The organism is Caballeronia sp. GAWG1-5s-s, assembly GCF_023631445.1.
GTDB lineage: Bacteria > Pseudomonadota > Gammaproteobacteria > Burkholderiales > Burkholderiaceae > Caballeronia.
The window spans coordinates 38,127-57,303 of sequence record NZ_JALQDC010000028.1 but is presented as its reverse complement, the minus strand read 5'-3'; the positions used below and the strand labels follow the sequence as shown (position 1 = coordinate 57,303).

General features: G+C 65.2%; 14 protein-coding genes. 8 read left to right on the top strand and 6 right to left on the bottom strand.

All coding sequences use genetic code 11. The annotated features are described in order from the left end of the window. Nucleotides 1–266 precede the first annotated feature (266 nt). The 8 genes from NCR34_RS19620 to NCR34_RS19585 all read left to right on the top strand — a co-directional run bounded on the left by NCR34_RS19620 (nucleotide 267) and on the right by NCR34_RS19585 (nucleotide 9,441). Complete coding sequence (locus NCR34_RS19620; RefSeq protein ID WP_248324272.1) at nucleotides 267–1,061, top strand: esterase/lipase family protein; 795 nt, start codon at nucleotides 267–269, stop codon at nucleotides 1,059–1,061. 52 nt (nucleotides 1,062–1,113) lie between these two features. Continuing rightward, nucleotides 1,114–1,608 carry a phasin family protein gene (locus tag NCR34_RS19615; protein ID WP_248324271.1) on the top strand — a complete coding sequence of 165 codons (495 nt, stop codon included), beginning with the start codon at nucleotides 1,114–1,116 and terminating at the stop codon, nucleotides 1,606–1,608. 71 nt (nucleotides 1,609–1,679) lie between these two features. After that, on the top strand, nucleotides 1,680–3,275 hold the full coding sequence (locus tag NCR34_RS19610) for a WS/DGAT/MGAT family O-acyltransferase (RefSeq protein ID WP_248324270.1): 1,596 nt from the start codon (nucleotides 1,680–1,682) through the stop codon (nucleotides 3,273–3,275). 192 nt (nucleotides 3,276–3,467) lie between these two features. Beyond that, nucleotides 3,468–4,829 carry an MFS transporter gene (locus NCR34_RS19605; protein WP_248324269.1) on the top strand — a complete coding sequence of 454 codons (1,362 nt, stop codon included), beginning with the start codon at nucleotides 3,468–3,470 and terminating at the stop codon, nucleotides 4,827–4,829. Nucleotides 4,830–4,856: 27 nt separating this feature from the next. Further along, nucleotides 4,857–5,471, top strand: a complete 615-nt coding sequence (locus NCR34_RS19600) for a hypothetical protein (RefSeq protein ID WP_248324268.1) — start codon at nucleotides 4,857–4,859, stop codon at nucleotides 5,469–5,471. Nucleotides 5,472–5,514: 43 nt separating this feature from the next. Further along, nucleotides 5,515–6,021 carry an MOSC domain-containing protein gene (locus NCR34_RS19595; protein ID WP_248324267.1) on the top strand — a complete coding sequence of 169 codons (507 nt, stop codon included), beginning with the start codon at nucleotides 5,515–5,517 and terminating at the stop codon, nucleotides 6,019–6,021. 440 nt (nucleotides 6,022–6,461) lie between these two features. Next, a complete protein-coding gene (locus NCR34_RS19590) occupies nucleotides 6,462–7,298 on the top strand; it encodes an alpha/beta fold hydrolase (protein ID WP_248324266.1) in 837 nt (278 codons plus the stop codon). 436 nt (nucleotides 7,299–7,734) lie between these two features. Beyond that, complete coding sequence (locus NCR34_RS19585; protein WP_248324265.1) at nucleotides 7,735–9,441, top strand: AMP-binding protein; 1,707 nt, start codon at nucleotides 7,735–7,737, stop codon at nucleotides 9,439–9,441. 57 nt (nucleotides 9,442–9,498) lie between these two features. Here the strand turns inward: NCR34_RS19585 and NCR34_RS19580 are convergent, their stop codons facing one another. The 6 genes from NCR34_RS19580 to NCR34_RS19555 form a co-directional block, all read right to left on the bottom strand. Next, on the bottom strand, nucleotides 9,499–10,557 hold the full coding sequence (locus tag NCR34_RS19580; RefSeq protein ID WP_248324264.1) for an NAD(P)-dependent alcohol dehydrogenase: 1,059 nt from the start codon (nucleotides 10,555–10,557) through the stop codon (nucleotides 9,499–9,501). Nucleotides 10,558–10,599: 42 nt separating this feature from the next. After that, nucleotides 10,600–12,063 (bottom strand): acyl-CoA reductase, encoded by a 1,464-nt coding sequence (locus NCR34_RS19575; RefSeq protein WP_248324263.1) that lies wholly within the window; start codon nucleotides 12,061–12,063, stop codon nucleotides 10,600–10,602. Nucleotides 12,064–12,073: 10 nt separating this feature from the next. Beyond that, on the bottom strand, nucleotides 12,074–13,480 hold the full coding sequence (locus NCR34_RS19570) for a phenylacetate--CoA ligase family protein (protein WP_250501007.1): 1,407 nt from the start codon (nucleotides 13,478–13,480) through the stop codon (nucleotides 12,074–12,076). 616 nt (nucleotides 13,481–14,096) lie between these two features. Further along, on the bottom strand, nucleotides 14,097–15,230 hold the full coding sequence (locus NCR34_RS19565) for a formylglycine-generating enzyme family protein (RefSeq protein ID WP_248324262.1): 1,134 nt from the start codon (nucleotides 15,228–15,230) through the stop codon (nucleotides 14,097–14,099). A gap of 56 nt (nucleotides 15,231–15,286) precedes the next feature. Further along, nucleotides 15,287–16,954 (bottom strand): sulfatase-like hydrolase/transferase, encoded by a 1,668-nt coding sequence (locus NCR34_RS19560; protein WP_248324261.1) that lies wholly within the window; start codon nucleotides 16,952–16,954, stop codon nucleotides 15,287–15,289. 243 nt (nucleotides 16,955–17,197) lie between these two features. Continuing rightward, entirely contained in the window at nucleotides 17,198–19,000 is a 1,803-nt protein-coding gene (locus tag NCR34_RS19555; protein WP_248324260.1) for an acyl-CoA dehydrogenase, read from the bottom strand. Nucleotides 19,001–19,177: the final 177 nt, after the last annotated feature.

Here is a 19,177-nt window from a genome sequence, read left to right as displayed (position 1 = left end):
CCATGACGAGCGTTGCGACTTCGGCGGCGCGTTCCGCGTTTCGCTGACGCGGCCGGCCTCGCATGGCATCGGCTAAAACGATCGCCCCGCGCGACGAGGCGCGCGATACCCCTATCTTCGAGGGGGTGTGCGCGCTGCGATTCCTGCCTATTCTCGACGCACTTTCCGCCTGTTGATCGCCGTCACGCACGGCGACGCTGCGCTTCGGCATGCAACAGACCGTTCGACATGCGCGGCGGCAACCCTCAATCAAACAAGGAATGCTCATGGATTCCCCGTCCGACCCTTCAGCGCCGCCGTCGAGATTTCTTCTGATGCTCGAATCCCGCGCGATCTGCGAGCTCGGCGCCTTTTACGCGGCCGTCCCGTTCCTCCAATTCGCGCCGACCGGCGACGGGCATCCGGTCCTCGTGCTGCCCGGCTTCGGCGCGAGCGACTTCTCGACCCGGCTCCTGCGGATGTTCCTGCGCAATCGCGGCTATCACGCGCTCGGCTGGACGCTCGGCGCGAATCTCGGCCCGCGCTCCGGCGTCGAAGACAACATGCGCGCGCAACTCGCCGACATCGCCGAGCGTGCCGGCCGCAAAGTCAGCGTGATCGGCTGGAGTCTCGGCGGCGTGTTCGCGCGGGAGCTTGCCCGCCATGCGCCGCAACTCGTGCGCAGCGTCATCACATTGGGCAGTCCGTTCGCGGGCGAGCCGAGAGCCAATCACGGCTGGCGCTGCTACGAGCACTTAAGCGGGCGCAAAGCCGACGACTGGCCGCAACGCGAACTCATGAAAGAGCCGCCGCCCGTGCCGAGCACGGCGATCTACAGCCGCAGCGACGGCGTCGTGGCATGGCAGGGCTGCCTCGAACGCGTGAGCGCGACCTCCGAGAACATCGAGGTCGAAAGCAGCCATTGCGGTCTCGGTCACCATCCCGCGGTGCTGTACGCAATCGCGGACCGACTCGCGCAGCCGGAAGGCCAGTGGCGGCCCTTCGACCGCGAGGCCGGCTGGCGGCGTTTCGTGTACGGCGACCCGGCTCGTGGGGACGGCCAGCGGCCTGCCGCCGCCTGAGTTCCCGCATTCAAAGCGTTCCACACCTGTACAACCCGCTCGAGGAGGATGCATGGCAAGCACGACGACGCAGGACCCTACGCCGCAAACCGAACAGCCGGCGTTTCCGCCGGGCCTGATCGCCTATGGCAATTTCATCGAACGCCTCCGGGCGCGCTATCTCAACTGGTCGGCGATGGCCGAATCGCATCGCAAGGATATCGACGCGCTGCTTCAGGCGAACCGCGATGCCTACGACGGCTTCCATGCCATCGTCGAGCGGCGCAACGCGCTGCTGCTCGAAGAACTGGCGCAATGGACCGAACTCATCAACGGCCTGACGGGTCCGCAGGCAATCGCACAGCGCGCCGAGATCGGGCAGAAGTCGCTCGCGCGGGCCATGCAGGGGATACGCGAGCTGATCGAGCTGGAAGGGTCCGTGCGCAACAGGACCTGGAAGGTGCTGCAAGACCGTGTGCAGGAAAGGGTCACGAATCTGCAAGGATCGTTGCAGCCGTCGGAAGCGCAGCAGCAGTCGCAAACGTCGCAGACGTCGCAAATGTCGTAATGGCCATCGGCAGGCGTACCCGGAGCGAGAGCGATCCGGGTCACGGAGTGCCATCGGCATCAGAAAACTATATGAATACGAGAGACACGGTAATGGACCATCTGAGCAGCACGGACGCTTCGTATCTGCATCTGGAGACACCCGAGACGCCGACGCATATCGGCAGTCTGATGCTTTTCGAGCTTCCGGACGGCTATAACGGCGATTTTTTCGAGGACGTCAAAGCGGTGCTCGCCAAGCGCCTGCATCTGTGCAGCCTGTTTCACCGGAAGCTCGCGCAAATGCCGTTCGAACTGGCCGATCCCATCTGGGTGGAAGACGACGATGTCGATATCGACTATCACGTTCGCAGTCTCACGTTGCGTCGGCCGGGCACCATGGCGCAACTGGAGCAGCTGGTCGCCCGGCTGCATTCGTCGCTCCTGGATCGCAGCCGGCCGTTGTGGGAAGCGTATGTGATCGACGGCCTGGAAAACGGCCAGATCGCGTATTACACGAAGGTGCATCACAGCACCATCGACGGCAAGGCCGCCGTGGAAATGGGCAAGGTGCTGTACGACGTTTCTCCGGTGATCCGCGAGGTGCCGCCCGCGCGCCGCACGCGCCGCAGCCACGCGAACCCGCTCGGCGTCATTGAACTGTTGCAGGCCGCTGTCTCCAACACCACGAAGATGTACAGCGACATCGGCGCGTTGCTGCCGACGGCTTTCATGGCGCTCGGCACCGCGACGCAGGCGGTCGCTTCGCGCAAGCTGACCGAGGACAAGCGCAGCCTCGACCTCGGGATCGCGCCGAAGACCATTTTCAATGCGTCGATCACCAATCAGCGTTCGTTCACCACCATGTCCTTGCCGTTCGAGGAGATGAAGTCGCTCAGCAAGGCGGTGGGCGGCACGGTGAACACGCTCGTCATGGCCATGTGCAGCGGCGCGTTGCGGCGCTTTCTGGCCGAGCGCAACTTGCTGCCCGACAGCTCGTTGATCGCGATGGTGCCGGTCAGCCTGCGCAGCGACGACGACCGGTCCATGAACAATCAGGTGTCCGCGGTTCGCGTCGATCTCGCGACCGACATTGCCGACCGCGCCGAGCGCTTCAAGGCGATCCACGCGTCGTCGGAGTCGGCGAAGGCCATCGTCCGCGAATTGAAGCCGGTGCTCGGCGCGCAGGTGCCGGTCTTCGGCGCGCCGTGGCTGATGACGGGCATGGCTTCGCTCTTCGGGCGAACCGATTTGCAGAGCCGCTTGCCGAGCGTCGCCAATGTGCTGATTTCGAACGTTCCCGGCCTGCCGACCACGCTTTATATGGCCGGCGCCCGCATGGTGCATTACTACCCGGTGGCGATTCCGTATCACGGGCTCGCGGTGAACATCACCGTGCAAAGCTACGCCGGGTCGATGGAATTCGGCATCACGGCGTGCAGGCATGTGCTGTCGCAGGAAGAGTCGCAGGAACTCATCGGGCATCTCGTCGCGGAACTGGAGGCGATTCGCCGACTGAAACCCGCAGAGACGCAGGCCGTTGCGACCGAGCCCGCCGTCATGCAGGAAGAGGTGGCATCGGCAAATGAAGCGCCCGCGCCAGTGGACGCGCCCGTCCGACGCGCGCCCGGCCGAAAGCGCGCGCAGAGTCTCGCGGCAACGGAACCGTCGCAAGCCGCATCGAAATGATGTTCGCGACGCGGCGCGCGTGCGTGTCCCGCGGATGCGCATGACGCCTGCATGCACCGCTAGATAGACGGCGGTGCATGCGAGCGACGCATCGAGGCATGACGCAATTCAGGCACGCGTTTAATACATCGAAGTACGAAGCATTATCCTTCTACGCAAACCAGAACATATCAACATGTGAGGAGCAGCTTCATGAGCCAGTTGAACGAACCGGCCGCGCTGTCAGGCGGGGCTATGGTGCAGGAGGAGAGCGCGGCTTATCGCAAGGTGATCGGACGCCTGATGCCGTTTCTGCTCATCGCGTTCATGATCAACGCGATCGACCGGGTGAACATATCGTTCGCGAAGCTGGGCATGGCGCACGACATCGGCCTGAGCGACGCCGCCTATGGCCTGAGCGCAGCCGTGTTCTATCTGGGATATGTGCTGTTCGAAGTCCCGGCCAATCTCTATCTGCAACGTGCCGGCGCGCGGGCCACGCTCACGCGCATCATGATCCTGTGGGGCGCGGTCACGATGCTGACCGCGTTCGTGAAGAGCCCGAATCAGCTCATCGCGATGCGCTTTCTGCTCGGCGTCGCGGAGGCAGGCTTTCTCTCCGGCATGATCCTGTATCTCAGCTACTGGTTTCCGTCCGCGTTGCGCGGGCGCATTACCGCTGCGTTTCTGATGTCGGGCGTGGTGGCGGGCATCCTCAGCGGACCGTTCGCTGGCTGGATCATGACGCATGTCGGCCACGACGCGTGGCTGCGCGACTGGCAAGCGCTCTTCGTCGTCGAAGGCATGCCCGCGGTCGTCATGGGCGTCGTCGCGTGGTTCTGGCTGACGGACCGGCCCGCCCGCGCGCAGTGGCTCACTGACGCGCAGAAGCAGGTGATCGCCGCGGCGCTGGCCGCAGAGCATCAGCAAGCGGCGGGACACGCATCGTTCGCGCAGGTGCTGCGCAACCCGATCGTCTACGTGATGGGACTCGTGTACTTCTGCATCTACGGCGGATCCAACACGGTTTCCTACTGGATGCCGACGCTGATCCGCAGCATGGGCATCGATAATCTGAGCACGATCGGGGCGTTAGCCAGCCTGCCCTATGTAGTGGCGCTCGCCGGCATGTACCTTCTCGGGCGCAGTTCCGATCGCCGTCAGGAAAGGCGCTGGCATCTCGCGCTGACCATGTGCGCCGGGGCCGGCTGCTTCATCGCGCTGGGCTTCGCGCGCGGCCATCTGGCGTTGTCCATCGCGCTGATGAGCGTCGGCTGCGCGGCGGCACTGTCGGCAATCTCGCTCTTCTGGACGATCCCGCCGGCCTTGCTCAAACCGGGCGGCGCGGCGGGCGGCATCGCGATGATCAGCAGCATCGGCACGACGGCGGGCATCGTCAGTCCTGCGGCGGTCGGCGCGATACAGTCCGCGACGGGAAGCCTGTACGTGGCTTTCGACGTGATGGCGTTCGGTCTGATCGGCGGGGCGCTCGTGCTGTTGGTCGCATTGCGGCGCGCTTCGGCTCCGGCCACGCTTGCCGTCGCGCCAACCGGCAGTCAACGCGAATCCGCATGATGGCTGGCGCCGCGCGCCCCGCATCTCATGGGCACGCGGCGTGCTCCGTGCCTCCAGCCTCAACATCGAAAGCGAAGTGGCATGAACATCGTCTGTGTGGCTTGGGGGTCGTTGCTATGGAATCTAAAAGGGTTCCCCATCGACGGAGAATGGCGCGAGGGCGGTGCGCTGCTTCCGCTGGAGTTCGCGCGTCATTCGGACGGCGAGATCGTGAGTCTGGTCGTCCTGGAATCGGGACCGTTGCAACCCACATTTTGGGCACGGGTCGCTCTCGACTCCCTCGACGCCGCGCGCGAGGCGTTGCGCGCGCGCGAGGATGTCCGCGCCAATGTAGTCGAATGGATCGGGAGCATTCCCGCGCCTCATGGCATGGCGTATCCGCAATCGCATGCCATCGCGTCATGGCTCGAACGCAACGGGGCCGACGCCGTGATCTGGACGGCGCTGCCGCCCAAATCGCGCGAGGTCAACGGCCGCATGCCGAGTGTCGATGAAGCGGTGACCTACCTCCAATCGCTCGGCGAAGAAGAACGCATCCGCGCCGAAGCCTATGTCCGGCAATCGCCCGCCGGCATCCGGACGCCGTTTCGCGAGCGCTTCGAGGACGCGTTCGGCTGGACGCCGACCAGCGCCGATAGCTGAACCGCGCGAGAATGGCCCACTGCCGCGCTGCGCTCATTCACCGATGCCGCTCAATCCCGATTCCCCGCTGACTCGCCTCATGCTCGCGCCGGTTCGCTCGGGCCATGTAGTCTGGATCGGCCTGCGCGCGGCGCGGCGCGCGCCGCTCGTGGAAGTGCGCTCGGTTCGCGCATCGACGAACGAAGGGCTCGAAGGCGATCACTACAGCCGCACGCGCGGCAACCGACAAGTCACGCTGATCGCAGCCGAAAGTCTGCGGGCGATTGCGAGCCATCTCGGGCGCGAGCACGTCTCGCCACTGGATCTTCGGCGCAACATCGTCACCGAGGGCATCAACCTGAACGCGCTGAAGGACCGGCAGGTCCGCATCGGCGGCGCGGTTCTTCTGGTGACGGGTGAATGTCATCCCTGTTCGCGGATGGAAGAAACGTTCGGTGTCGGCGGATACAACGCGGTGCGAGGTTTCGGAGGCGTCACGGCTCGCGTCGTGGAAGAGGGCGTCATCGAGACCGGCAGTCTGGTCGAGCCGGTCGGTACTACGCAACTGTGACGCGCAACGGCGGACGACGGCAGGCATCTCATCGGCCGCGCATAGCGGACTCACCGCAAGACGTTCGTCAACCGGCTTACTGCTGGTGCACGACAGGCGCAGCAATCATGCAGATATCGCTGAATCAGTGAACACTCGCACCGGCTTCGCGCACGGCGGCGTCATCGTGCGCAACGCGCCGCGCCGTTCATTCGGCTAAGCGTTGAGCATCGCATCGTCCCCAACTCTGTTATCCGGACACCTTCGTTGCAAGGCACGTCGCACCAGTGCAACAATGCATTGCATCCGCCGCTCTTCCACCAAGATGCCGGCGTCCGTACTCTCCCCACATCGCGTTGCGTACTTCGTCGTACCAGCCGCCACTCACGGTAGCGGTTGTCATATTGGCGCCGGAAAATGATCGCCGGCTCATGCTCTATAACGTCAAAAAGGAAACGACCATGCCGTACGTCACAACGAAAGACAACGTCGAAATCTTCTACAAGGACTGGGGTCCGAAGGATGCGCAGCCGATCGTCTTCCATCACGGCTGGCCGTTGTCTTCCGACGACTGGGACGCGCAGATGCTCTTCTTCGTGCAGAAGGGTTATCGCGTGATCGCTCATGACCGGCGCGGTCATGGCCGCTCGACGCAGGTCTCGGAAGGGCACGACATGGACCACTACGCGGCGGACGCCTTTGCCGTCGTCGAGGCGCTCGACCTGCGCAATGCGGTGCATATCGGCCATTCGACGGGCGGCGGCGAAGTGGCGCGCTATGTGGCAAAGCACGGCGAACCGGCGGGGCGCGTGGCCAAGGCCGTGCTCGTCAGCGCCGTGCCGCCGCTCATGCTCAAGACCGAAGCGAATCCCGAAGGTCTGCCGCTCGACGTGTTCGACGGCTTTCGGAAGGCGCTCGCCGACAACCGCGCGCAGTTTTTCGTCGATGTTCCCGCAGGCCCGTTCTACGGATTCAATCGTCCGGGCGCGACCGCGCATCAGGGCGTGATCCAGAACTGGTGGCGCCAGGGCATGATGGGCAGCGCCAAGGCGCACTACGACGGCATCAAGGCGTTCTCCGAGACGGACCAGACGGAAGACTTGCAATCCATCTCCGTGCCGACGCTCGTGCTGCACGGCGAAGATGATCAGATCGTGCCCATCGCCGATGCCGCGCTCAAGTCCATCAAGCTGCTCAAGAACGGCACGCTGAAGACGTACCCCGGCTTCTCGCACGGCATGCTGACGGTCAACGCGGAAACGCTCAACGCCGACCTGCTCGCGTTCATTCAGTCCTGAGCGACAGGTTCAGGCGACCCATGCCGGGCTCGCGCAAGCGAGCCTGCGCTGCACGCGGCGGCGCGCGGCTCCGTGAGGAGTCCGCGGCTGCCGCGTTCGTCATTCAGGCACCGCTGCGTGCCACCGCGCCCCGGCCGCCGGGCGCATGTTCCCGAATACAATCCGAGTCCGAGCTCGCCCTAAGCTGCGCCGCTCCCGCTTAAGCACGCGCTTCATCCATTTCCGCTGCCGCGTCCCCCCTATTTACGGGTGGGCGACGCAGAACGGTATCAGCGTATTGTTGTGTCAGCTCGCGTACGACGGCGGCGCGCCCGCGACGGCATTGCGCCGGCACCGTTGCAGCGAGCGAGCGTCAGCCTTCGGCCGAGGCGGCACGCGCGGCAGACGCCCACCAAGCCCGGACGCGGCACATCATCAAAAAATAATGGGAGACATCATGAGCGGTACGAATTCGGGAACTCTGGTTCATCGCTTTCTGCACTGGGAGCAAGCGCAACCCGACGCGATCTATCTGACCGAACCGACGCCGGACGGACACGTCGTCGACTACACGTGGAAGGACGTCGGCGACGAGGCGCGGCGCATGGCCGGCTGGCTGCGCTCGTTACAGTTGCCGCCAGGCAGCTCCATCTCCATCGTCGGCAAGAACAGCGCGCACTGGATCATCGCGGATCTGGCCATCTGGCTCGCCGGGCACGTTTCGGTGCCGCTCTATCCCACGATCAATCCCGATACCGCCCAATACGTCTTCGAGCATTGCAACGTGCGCATGGTATTCGTCGGCAAGCTCGACGGCGTAACCGACGCATGGAACGCCATCCGCAAGGTGGTTCCCGCGAACGCGCGGCTCGTCGGACTGCCGATGTCGCCGCCCACGCCCGATGCGTCGTGGTGGAGCGATATCGTCGCCGACACCGCGCCGCTCGAAGACGTGCATCTGCCTTCGCCCGACGAACTCGCGACGATCATCTACACCTCGGGCAGCACCGGGCGTCCGAAGGGCGTCATGCACAGCTTCGGCACCATCTACGCCTACGCCACGCGTTCGGGCGACTTCGGCGGCTACACGCCGGCCGACCGCGTGCTCTCTTATCTGCCGCTCGCCCACACGGCGGAGCGTTCCTTCGTCGAGTCCAATTCGCTGTGCCGCGGCTTTCGCGTGTTCTTCAACGACAGCCTCGCCACGTTCGCGCAGGACTTGCTGCGGGCGCGGCCCACGGTCTTTATCTCCATGCCGCGCCTGTGGACCAAGTTCTATCAGGGCATCTGCGCGAAACTGCCGCAAGAGCAACAGGCGGTGCTGCATACGGACACGCCCGAAGCCGCCGCGCTCAAGCGCCGGATTCTGACCATGCTCGGCCTCGACGCCACGCGGCTCGCGTTCACCGGCTCCGCGCCGCTGCCGGAGCAGATCACGAACTGGTATCGCGCGCTCGGGCTCGAACTGCTGGACGTCTACGGCATGACGGAGAACTTCTCGTATTCGCACTACAGCCGCCCGGGCCTCGTGCGCCTCGGCTATTCCGGTCAGGCGATGCCCGACGTCGAATGCAAGATCGCCGAAAACGGCGAGATTCTGCTCAAGTCGCCCACGATGATGCTCGGATACTATCGCCAGCCCGAACTGACCGCCGAGAGTTTCACGGAAGACGGCTTCTTCAAGACGGGCGATCGCGGCGAGCTCGACGAGATCGGCCGGCTGAAGATCACCGGTCGCGTGAAGGAGATCTTCAAGACGAGCAAGGGCAAATACGTGGCCCCGGCGCCGATCGAAAACCGGCTGAGTCATCCGAAGGTGGAAGCGGTCTGCGTCACGGGACCGGCGTTCGCGCAACCGTTCGCGCTCATGATGCTGTCGGCGGCGGCACAGGGCGACCTCGACGCCCCGGCGACGCGCGAAGCGTTGCGCGCGGAACTGAGCGCGTTGCTGGACAACGTGAATGCGACGCTGGAAGACCATGAGAAACTGGACTTCATCGTGGTGGTCAAGGATTCGTGGCGGATCGACAGCGGCCTGCTCACGCCGACGATGAAGATCAGGCGCGGCAGTATCGAGGAGCGTTACCTGTCGGCTGCCCGCGCGTGGGCCGAACTCGGGCAATCGGTCATTCTCGAAGACGAAGTGCTGCAAGCGCAACACTGACGCTGCGGGAGCGTCGCCCGGAACGCCGCGCGCTTCTGAAAGCGCGCGGCGTTTTGCTTATCGAAGCGCGTCCTTCATCGAGGCCATGTCGATCACGAAGCGATATTTCACGTCGTTCGCGAGCATGCGCCTGAACGCCGTGTTGATCTCACCGACGCTCACCATCTCGCAGTCCGGCACCACCTGATGCTCCGCGCAGAAGTCCAGCAACTGCTGCGTGGCAGCCAGACCGCCCATCAGGGAGCCGGCAATCGAGCGATTGTTGATCATCAGCAACGCGCCGTGAATGGGCGCGAGCGGCTCCAGTGCGCCGACCAGCGCCAGCACGCCGTTGCGGCCGAGCAGCATGAGATACGGGTTGACGTCGTGCTGCTTAGGGATCGTGTCCAGCACGAGATCGAAGCGGCTCGCCGCCGCCTTCATGGCTTCGGCGTCTTTCGCGACCAGAACGTGTTGTGCGCCGAGCGCATGCGCGTCGCTCATCTTTCCCGGCGATGTCGTGATGACGGTGACTTCCGCGCCGAGCGCGACGGCGAGCTTCACCGCCAGGTGCCCGAGCCCGCCGAGACCGGCCACCGCGACTTTCGAGCCCGGTCCGACGCCGTGCTTGCGAAGCGGCGTCCATACGGTGATGCCGGCGCACAGAAGCGGCCCGGCGAAACGCAGGTCGAGCGCCTCCGGCACGCGCAACACGAACTTCTCGCGCACCACGATGTGTTCCGAATAGCCGCCGTACGTGTCTTCGCCCGTGTGCCGGTCGCGGCCGTTATACGTGAGCGTCGGACCGTGCGCGCAGCTTTGCTCCTCGCCTTCGGAGCAGGGCGCGCAATGTTGGCAGCTATCGACGAGACAGCCCACCGCCACGCGGTCGCCCACCTTGTACTGCCGCACGTCCGAACCGACCGCCGTCACATGGCCGACGATCTCGTGGCCCGGCACGAGCGGATAGCGCGAGCTGCCCCAGTCGTTGTGGACATAGTGCGCGTCCGTGTGGCAGATGCCGCAATAAGCAATGGCGATGGCGACGTCGTCCGGGCGCAGTTCGCGCCGTTCGATACTGAGCGGAGTGAAATCGGCGTGAGCTTCGGGTACGCCGAAAGCGGTGCATGATGTCATGGAGTCCTCGGTGGTTGGATTGTTGATGCGCGCGCGCGGCGCTCAGAGATCGATCGACGGCCGCATCCACGGCGCGGGCGTCGCATCGGGCGATGCAATCTGGTGGGAAATCCACTTGCCCATGCGACGCATCGGCTCGATGGCGTCTTGCGGCGCCTGCCACTTCATCGCCGCTGCGTAGCCGAGCGAAACGATGCGCTGCGCCCCGTAAAGCGGCAGCACGTTCTTCAGCGCGTCCTTGATGCTTTCCGGATAGACGCCGACGGTTTGCGTGTAGGCGTCGACCGCGTCCATCACTTCGTCGAGCGAATCGACGGGAACGAGGTTCGCCGTGCGGTCGTCGAGACTCGCGGCGAACGGCACCGCTTCGGGAAGCTGCGAGCAGATGATCGCGCCTTCGCCATCGGCGCCGCCGATCACGCGATACCACTCGTCGTCGACGCGCAGCGCGTCCACGTGCGCCTTGAGCTGCCGGTCGTAATGCCGCGGCTTCGTCGAGAGCGTGTTCGGAAGTCGGGCGAGGGCGTCGTAGACGTATCGGCCGAAGGTGTTGAGCCGTTGCAGGCCCGCCGCGTCGGTGCCGCTTTGCACGTACACGACGCGCGCGCACACGCAGCCTTTCTGGTTCAGCGCGCCGATATCGCTCGCGAGCCGCAGCGCCGCTTCCTGCATCGCGCGCTCGTCGTCGAACGTCTCGCGGCCGATGATGCTCGCGCTGCGCTTCGGGTCGAGCGAAATGAGTTCGAGGCCCGGCTGGATATAGCGCGTGACGTGCCGCAGCGACGCGAATCCGCCCCACGCGACGATCTTCTCGATGTTGTGCGGCTGATAGAGCCGCGCCTCGAACGCCTCGTCGCCGCCCTTCCAGTACGCGACGCTCAGGTGACGCGTGAGCGGATGATCGGGCGCCATGTCGACCATCGTGCGCGCGATGGCGAGCGCGGTGAACGGATCGTTCGACGGCGCCTTGATGATCGCGTCGCTGCGCAAGACCATGTTGCGCAGAATCGTGATGAGCGACAGCGGCACCGCGTTGCCCGCGACGATATGCAGCGTGCGCGCGCCGAAGCAACGGGTTTCGAGCTCGGTGCCGTCGAGCAGGCGCTCTCTCACCCAGCCTTCGAGATAGCGAATGCCCACGGTTTTCTCGACCATCTCCGTGATGAACTCGCGGCCGAGCAGGTTCCTGAGACCTATGTACGCGCCCTTGACGATGCTCGGCGTCACGGGCGCGGTCAGATACGAGAGCTCGCAGGCTTCCTGAAGGTAAGGGTTCTTCGCGAAGTCGAGACGCTCGCCGAGGGCTTGCGCATAGTCGAGGATGTCCTCGAAGCGCAGCGCGTACAGGTCGGCGAGGCGCGCGGGGTTGGAAAGCGGCAGCGCGTCGGCGTAGCGGTGGGCGTCGGGCGTGAGGAACGCGAGATCGCCGCCGCGCCCGCCCACTTCGATCAGATTGTCGGTGATGACTTCGCCGCGAATGATCATCGGGGCGATGGGCATGGACATGTGCATGGCTTCAGTTCTCGAGACGGTTCAGAAAATCCATGGCTTCCTGATGCGAGCTTTCGGTCGCCGCGCAGGTGATCTTGTCGTCGCCGCCGTTTTTCTCGCTGTATCGCTGGATCGGCCCCACGACGTAACGCGCGGGCCGCCCGCACGCGCACGGCTCGTCCCAGTCGATCGTGATTTCATCGCCGGTGATGAAGCCGCCCCAGCGCGCATCGGCGCCCAGATCGAAGAAGGCGGCGCGCCCGGTCACGCGTCCGGCGCGCGGCAGCGGCCGGCTCGTCTCGGGATCGAGCAGATACGGAATGACGGTCGGCGCGAAGTGAAAGTGGCCGTGCTCGCAGCGCGCGTGCGAGCCGCCGACGATCTCGGACATCGCATAGGTCTCGTTCAGGTGCTTTGCGCCCGTGAAGCGCAGCACGTCCTCGCGCCAGCCAGCGGGCGGCGTCACGCCTTTCGCGCCGCCGGTCGTCGTGATGTACGAATCGGCATGGAACACGGCTTCGAGTCCGCGTTCCAGACCGGCCTTCGCCATGGCGTGCAGCAGGTTCCACGTCGCGCCGATGAACACGCGCTGGCCGCGCAAGTCCGACGCCATCTGCTCGAAAAAGCGCGCGAGGTGCCCCGGCATGTCGGCCTGAAGCTGGTCGAATGCTTTCTTCTTCGCCATCAGTTCCGGACTGATTGAGAGGCGGTCGAGCGTGCCTTTCGCCTGATGAGCGCGAATCTTCGCGCCGAGATGCAGCACATCCGAGGACAGCGTGGCGGGATAGGCGCAGTGAAAATGCGCTTCGTCGGGCAAGAGCGCCGGAATCAGGAACTCGTTGGCGCGGACGTGCGACAGATAGCCGTGCCGATAGTACGGATAGACCGTGTGCAGTTGCGGCGAAGGCGTATCGGGACCGGCCGTATTCCAGACGATCATGCGGCGCAGGGCCGCCGTCTTCTCCCATTCCCGCGTGCTGTTCGGCAGAAACGACAGCGTGCCCGACGTGCCGGACGTATGGCTGATGCGAAACTGTGGCACCGCGCGATCCATGGTTGCGAACCAGTCGTCGAGGCCGGTGCAGCGGCTCACGTCGGCGGCGGCGATGGCCTCGGCCAGTTCGGGCGTGACGAGCTTGCCGATCCACCGGTTGATCTGCGCGAACTGCTTTTTCTCCAGCAGCGACGGCGGATACGACTTGTACATCGTGTGTTCGAAGAGCAGCGGCACGATGTCGTCGAACTCATCGACGCTTTCGATGCCTTCGCCGTCCGCCAGCTTCTTGAGCGTCGGGACGCGGTCGCGCAGGTCGGCGAAGCGCTGTTGCAAAGCCGCGAGTTGGAGTGCATCCACTTCGGCGCGCGGCATGTGGTTCCAGCGCTGATGCGAATAGTCAGCGAGTGCGGCGGGCGCGTTGAGAAGCAGGGACACCTTGCTTTTTAGAGATGTGTCTTCGGTTGGCAGAGTCATGTCGAGAATGGATTCGGGCGGCAGCAATGACGGAAAGGCGGCGCGCGGACGCGCGCCGCTCTGATGGTCGTGCCAGACAAGTATCTGCGCGCGAACGTCAGCGGGATTCCGGATTCGCCTTACCGCGAGCGCCCGAGCCGACGCGCCTGTGCGACGGCGATGCGTCGTGCATTCGGAATTTTGCTGAGGCGGGGTTGTGGCGCGCGGTTAGAAGAAAGCCGAAGTCGAGTCGGGGGACAGATGTTTTGCTGTCGCCCGACGGCGAACGCCGGTCGTTGCGGACATTAACGCGAATGATCAATTCGGATGCCGAATGACTTACACGGCGCTGCACCCGAAGGTCCCGGCCAGCGCGGTCGTGCTTCAAGGGGCAGAAAGCAAATGCGCTGCTGCTAATAGAGCGCCGAGGGCCAGAACCCTTGCGCTCGCCCGACCGCGACCGCGGGCGGTCCCGGACTCGGCTCGGATCGGCGTTTCGGAAAGATAAAGACATGCGCCGCGCCTGACGCTCGCCGCCGACGTCCCGCGCCGTTCCGACTCCAAATCCGGCCAGCATAAGCGCGGCCGGATCCTGCCATCAACGGCTATTCGCCCGCTCCGCGTTCCACTCGCTTTGGTCCATCGCCAGGCGGAAACCGAGGTGCGACATGCCGTTCATCGGATCGGTGCCGCGCCGTGCGCTCACGCGGTAGCTCTGGCAATACGTTTCGCTGCACAGAAACGAGCCGCCGCGCGTCACGCGTTCAGGCGCGTAGGCGGTGGGGCCGTTCTCCGGATCGAAACTCTGCGAGGGTCCAGCCGGATTGCTCACGATACCGCCGCGAGCCGCCTCGATGCGAAACGCGTCCGCGCGATACCAGTCCGCGACCCACTGCCACACGTTGCCCGCCATGTCGAAGAGGCCATAGCCGTTCGCCGGAAAACTGCCGACCGGCGACGTGCCGACCTGCACCTTCTCGTGCGCGTCCGGCAGATTGACGGGAAAGACGTGGGCGCTGTCGTTCCAGGTGTTGGCCATCTGCCGGCCGCCCGGCGCGAATTCCGCGCCCCACGCGAAGTCCGCCTGTTGCAAGCCGCCACGCGCGGCGTACTCCCATTCGGCCTCCGTCGGCAGCCGCTTGTGCGCCCAGCGCGCATAGGCGAGCGCGTCCTCGTACGACACCTGCACGACCGGATGATTTTCCTTGCCGGCGATGCTGCTGTCCGGCCCGGTCGGATGCCGCCAGTTCGCGCCGGGCACGAACTTCCACCAGCGCGTGTAGTCGTTGAGCGGCACCGGGGCGTCGGTGCCGGTGAAGACGAGGGCGCCGGGGACCAGCGTGCTCTCGGGCGGCCGAGAAGTGCCCGGCGGCAACTGCACTTGCAGATCTTCCCAGCGAGGCTTGCGCTCGGCCGTGGTCACATAGCCGGTCGCCGCGACGAAGCGCGCGAATTCGGCATTCGTCACGTCGTGTCGATCGATCCAGTATCCGCCGAGCTTGACCGTGTGCGCCGGGCCTTCGTTCGGCAGGGCGTGCGGGTGAGCGCTGCCCATCGTGAACGTGCCGCCCGGTATCCACACCATGTCGTTCGGGCCGCTGCGGCCGTCGCCGACGGTGAGCGCCGCCGGCTCGCGCCGCTCGTATTCGTAGTACGCGAGAGCGGAGCCCGCCAGCGCGACGGCAAGCGCGACGACGCCCGCACAGCGCCGTTGTCGAATCGTGAGCTTCATGTCGAGTCTCGTTCAGGCCGTGGCGCCCGCCTTCGCGCGAACGCGGGCGCCGCGGATTACTTCAGCGAAATCTGGTGCCGCGGCGGATATTTCTTGAGCACGTCGCGATACCGCTGCATCTCCATCACGAGCGGCACCGAAACCGGAATGTGCCGGACAGCAATGGACTCCTCTTCTTTCGGGTCGCTGTACAGGTTGAAGACGAGCCCGGCCCACGCCGACTGCATCGTGCCGGAAAAGCCGCCGTTGTAGCCTTGCCGCGTGACGGAATCGCCCACTTGCATCTTCTGCATCAGCTTGAATTCGTCGACGCGCACCGCCGAGAGTTCGTCGTTCCAGAAGTAGAAGATGCTACGCCGGTTCGACACGCCTTTGTCGGCGAGCAGGAACGAAGTCTGATCGATGCCGTCGATATAGCTGCTCGCCGGCACGAGCTTCGACACAGCCGCGCCGGGCTGACCGGCGAGCGCCACCGACGTGTTGAAGATGTCCGCGAAATCGAACAGGCCGTCCGAGCGGCGCGGCTCGATCATGCCTTTCCAGTAGACGAAGAACGGCGAGCGCACGCCACCTTCCCAGGTCGACCCCTTGCCGCCGCGAAACATCGTGCGTCCGGCGGGCTGCACTTCCTGTTCGGGCCCGTTGTCGGAGGCGAAGAAGATGATGGTGTTCTCCAGCTCGCCATTGGCTTCTAGCGTGTCGATCATCTTCTTGAAGATGTCGTTCACCTCGACGATGCAGTCGCCGTAGTTCGTGCGCGCCGCCGAACGGCCGCGGTAGTAGTCGTTCGGATAATTGTCGAAGTGACAGGCGCGCGGCGCGTAATAGAGAAAGAAGGGCTTCGCGGCGTCCTTCTGCCGGTCGAGGAACGCGACCGTGTAGTCCAGCCACTTCTGGTCGAGATCCTTGATGGTGTCCGTGTTGATCTCGTAAAGGTTTTCGATCTTGCCGCCCTTCACCGCATGAACGTCGCTCTTGTTGAACGGCAGGTTCAGGACATAGCGATACCGCTCCGGACTAAGCGCGACCTCGGGGTTGTACTGCGGATCGCGCCATTCCGTGTACATGTCGGAGACGGAGAGGAACCCGCGGAAGTCGTCGAAGCCGACGTTCTGCGGCTGCGAACCTTCGTTCTCGCCGATATGCCACTTGCCGACCGCCTGGGTCGTATAGCCCGCACGCGACAGCAGTTCGGGCAGGGTGGTGAGTCCCGCCAGTCCGCCGGGCTGACCGTACATCGGCGGCACCTGAATGCCGTGATGCGCCATGTTCTGGCCGGTCATGATGGTGGCGCGCGTGGGCGAGCAGCTCGGCTGCGAATACGCCGAACTCAGAATGAGACTTTGCTTCGCGATGCGGTCGACGTCCGGCGTCGCGTTGCCCACGGCGTCGCCGCCGCCGTTGAAGCCGAAGTCGCTGTAGCCGACGTCGTCGAGCAGAAAGACGACGATGTTCGGCCGCTTGCCGGTCTTGCCGCGCAGCGCCGCGAGCTTTTGCGCTGCCTCGTCGGCCTGATCGGCGTGCTCGACGACGGGCTCCATGTTGTCCGCGATCTTCGTGGCGCGGCGCGCGAGATACTGGTTCGGCTGGTTGTAGCCGGGCAGGTTCTCGACCCGCGTGGGCTGCGTGATGGAAGGGCTGACGGATGGCGCCGCGAGCGTCTGGCTCGCCGCGATGACGGCCGCCGACGCGGCCAGCAGCAGAGCCGGGATGAAACGTTTCATGCTGTCTCCGATGGTTGTGTGCCCGCCGGACGGGCGGCGAGTCAGTGCCGGCGAGCGCGGCGCGCGACGCGCTGGCAAGCCGATGCCGCAAGCCCGACGCGCGATGTTCGCGTCGCTGCTGGCGCCGGCGATGCGGCACGTTGCGAGAATAGCAATGCTGAACAATGCGCCGCCCCCCTCCGAAATGGGGGGCGGCGCGTGCAGTGCTTGCGGGGCCTACGCTGCGAGCGAAAGCGCCTTCGCTCAGAACTGCTCGTCCCGCAGCGCGAGCACGCCGTCGTCGCCCCGCGCGCTGAGAATCGCGATTTCGAGCGTCAGGGCGCGCGGCAGAATATGCGTCGCGTAGAAGTGCGCGGTCGCCTCCTTCGCGCCGTAGAAGAGCGGATCGCCCGCTTCCAGCGCCGCTGCGGCCATGAGCGCGCGCGCCATCTGCCAGCCGCACAGCACGGTGCCGGACAGCATCAGATAAGGCACGCTGCCCGCGAAGACCGCGTTCGGATCCGACTTCGCATGCGTCAACATGAAGTCGATGGCGCGCGCGAGCGCGGCGCGGCCCGCATCGAGATGGTCGTGCATCGCCGCGAACGCCGGTCGAATGCCGAACGCCGGATGCGCGCGCAGTTCACTGAGCGTCCGGTCGATGCGCGCGAGCATCTGCGTGGCGACCGCGCCGCGATCGCGCAGCGTCTTGCGGCCGAGCAGATCATTCGCCTGAATGGCCGTGGTGCCTTCGTAGATCGGCAGAATGCGCGCGTCGCGATAGTACTGCGCCGCGCCAGTCTCTTCGATGAAGCCCATGCCGCCGTGCACCTGAATGCCGATGCTCGTCACTTCCACCGACAGCTCCGTGCTGTAGCCCTTGACGATCGGCACGAGATATTCGTAAATCGCGCGGTGTTCGGCGCGCACGGCGTCATCGGCATGGTGCTGCGCGATATCGTGATGCGAAGCCGCTGCGTAGGCGAGGGCGCGCGCGCCTTCCGTGAGCGCGCGCATGGTGGCGAGCATGCGCTTCACGTCCGGATGGCGGATGATCGGAACCGCCCGCTCCGACGAGCCGTCCACCGGGCGGCTTTGCACGCGTTCCTTCGCATACGCGGCGGCCTTCTGGTAAGCCCGGTCCGCCATGCCGATTCCCTGCAGGCCGACAGCGAAGCGCGCCGCGTTCATCATCACGAACATGTATTCGAGGCCGCGATTTTTGTCGCCGATGAGAAAGCCCGTCGCGCCGCCGCCGTCGCCGAATTGCAGCACCGCTGTCGGGCTCGCGCGGATGCCGAGCTTGTGTTCGAGCGAGACGCAGTGCACGTCGTTGCGCTTGCCGAGCGAGCCGTCCGCGTTCGGCAGGACCTTCGGCACGAGAAAAAGCGAGATGCCCTTGATGCCCTCGGGCGCGTCCGGCGTGCGGGCCAGCACGAGATGGACGATATTCGACGCCATGTCGTGCTCGCCCCATGTGATGAAAATCTTGGTGCCGAAGATTCGATACGCGCCGTCGTCCGTCGGTTCGGCCCGCGCGCGCAGCAGGGCGAGATCGGAGCCGGCTTGCGGCTCAGTCAGGTTCATGGTGCCGGTCCACTCGCCGCTGATGAGCTTCGGCAGATACCGCGTTTTCTGCTCGGCCGAGCCCGCGAGCAACAAGGCGTCGATGGCGCCGTCGGTCAGCGACGGGCAGGTGCCGAACGACAGGTTGGCCGCCATCAGCATTTCGAGGCACGGCGCAGCGATCAACTTGGGCAGCCCCTGACCGCCGAACTCCACCGGATGCATCAAGCCTTGCCAGCCGCCTCGCACGAATTGGGCGAAGGCCTCGGCGAACCCCGGCGACGCGCTCACCTCGCCGTCGCGCCAGATTGGAGGCTGACGGTCGCCCGCCGCGTTCAAAGGCGCAAGCACTTCGCCGCACAGCCTCGCGCCTTCTTCGAGAATGGCCTGCGCCGTGTCGCACGTGGCATCGGCGCAACCCGGCAGCGCGACGACCGTATCGAGTCCGGCGAGCTCGGTCATCACGAACATCATGTCGCGGATGGGCGGGGTGTAGCTCATGGTTCTTCCTGAGTGGTCTGAGTGCATGACGACGCCGGCCTTCACGCTTCTGATGGCGGCGGACGACGACTCCGCGGCCGTGCCGGTTGTGACCGGCATGGTGGCGCATGTGACCGACGCTGCCGCCCCTCGAAACGAGGGGTGAGCGCGCCCCGGCGGCTGCTTATAGTCGAGGCG

Bases quoted from the DNA above. Each gene is read 5' to 3' on its own strand.
- NCR34_RS19610 (WP_248324270.1), top strand. From the start codon at position 1,680: ATGAATACGAGAGACACGGTAATGGACCATCTGAGCAGCACGGACGCT.
- NCR34_RS19565 (WP_248324262.1), bottom strand. From the start codon at position 15,230: ATGAAGCTCACGATTCGACAACGGCGCTGTGCGGGCGTCGTCGCGCTT.
- NCR34_RS19555 (WP_248324260.1), bottom strand. From the start codon at position 19,000: ATGAGCTACACCCCGCCCATCCGCGACATGATGTTCGTGATGACCGAG.
- NCR34_RS19605 (WP_248324269.1), top strand. From the start codon at position 3,468: ATGAGCCAGTTGAACGAACCGGCCGCGCTGTCAGGCGGGGCTATGGTG.
- NCR34_RS19615 (WP_248324271.1), top strand. From the start codon at position 1,114: ATGGCAAGCACGACGACGCAGGACCCTACGCCGCAAACCGAACAGCCG.
- NCR34_RS19620 (WP_248324272.1), top strand. From the start codon at position 267: ATGGATTCCCCGTCCGACCCTTCAGCGCCGCCGTCGAGATTTCTTCTG.
- NCR34_RS19580 (WP_248324264.1), bottom strand. From the start codon at position 10,557: ATGACATCATGCACCGCTTTCGGCGTACCCGAAGCTCACGCCGATTTC.
- NCR34_RS19590 (WP_248324266.1), top strand. From the start codon at position 6,462: ATGCCGTACGTCACAACGAAAGACAACGTCGAAATCTTCTACAAGGAC.
- NCR34_RS19575 (WP_248324263.1), bottom strand. From the start codon at position 12,063: ATGTCCATGCCCATCGCCCCGATGATCATTCGCGGCGAAGTCATCACC.
- NCR34_RS19560 (WP_248324261.1), bottom strand. From the start codon at position 16,954: ATGAAACGTTTCATCCCGGCTCTGCTGCTGGCCGCGTCGGCGGCCGTC.
- NCR34_RS19595 (WP_248324267.1), top strand. From the start codon at position 5,515: ATGCCGCTCAATCCCGATTCCCCGCTGACTCGCCTCATGCTCGCGCCG.
- NCR34_RS19600 (WP_248324268.1), top strand. From the start codon at position 4,857: ATGGGCACGCGGCGTGCTCCGTGCCTCCAGCCTCAACATCGAAAGCGA.
- NCR34_RS19585 (WP_248324265.1), top strand. From the start codon at position 7,735: ATGAGCGGTACGAATTCGGGAACTCTGGTTCATCGCTTTCTGCACTGG.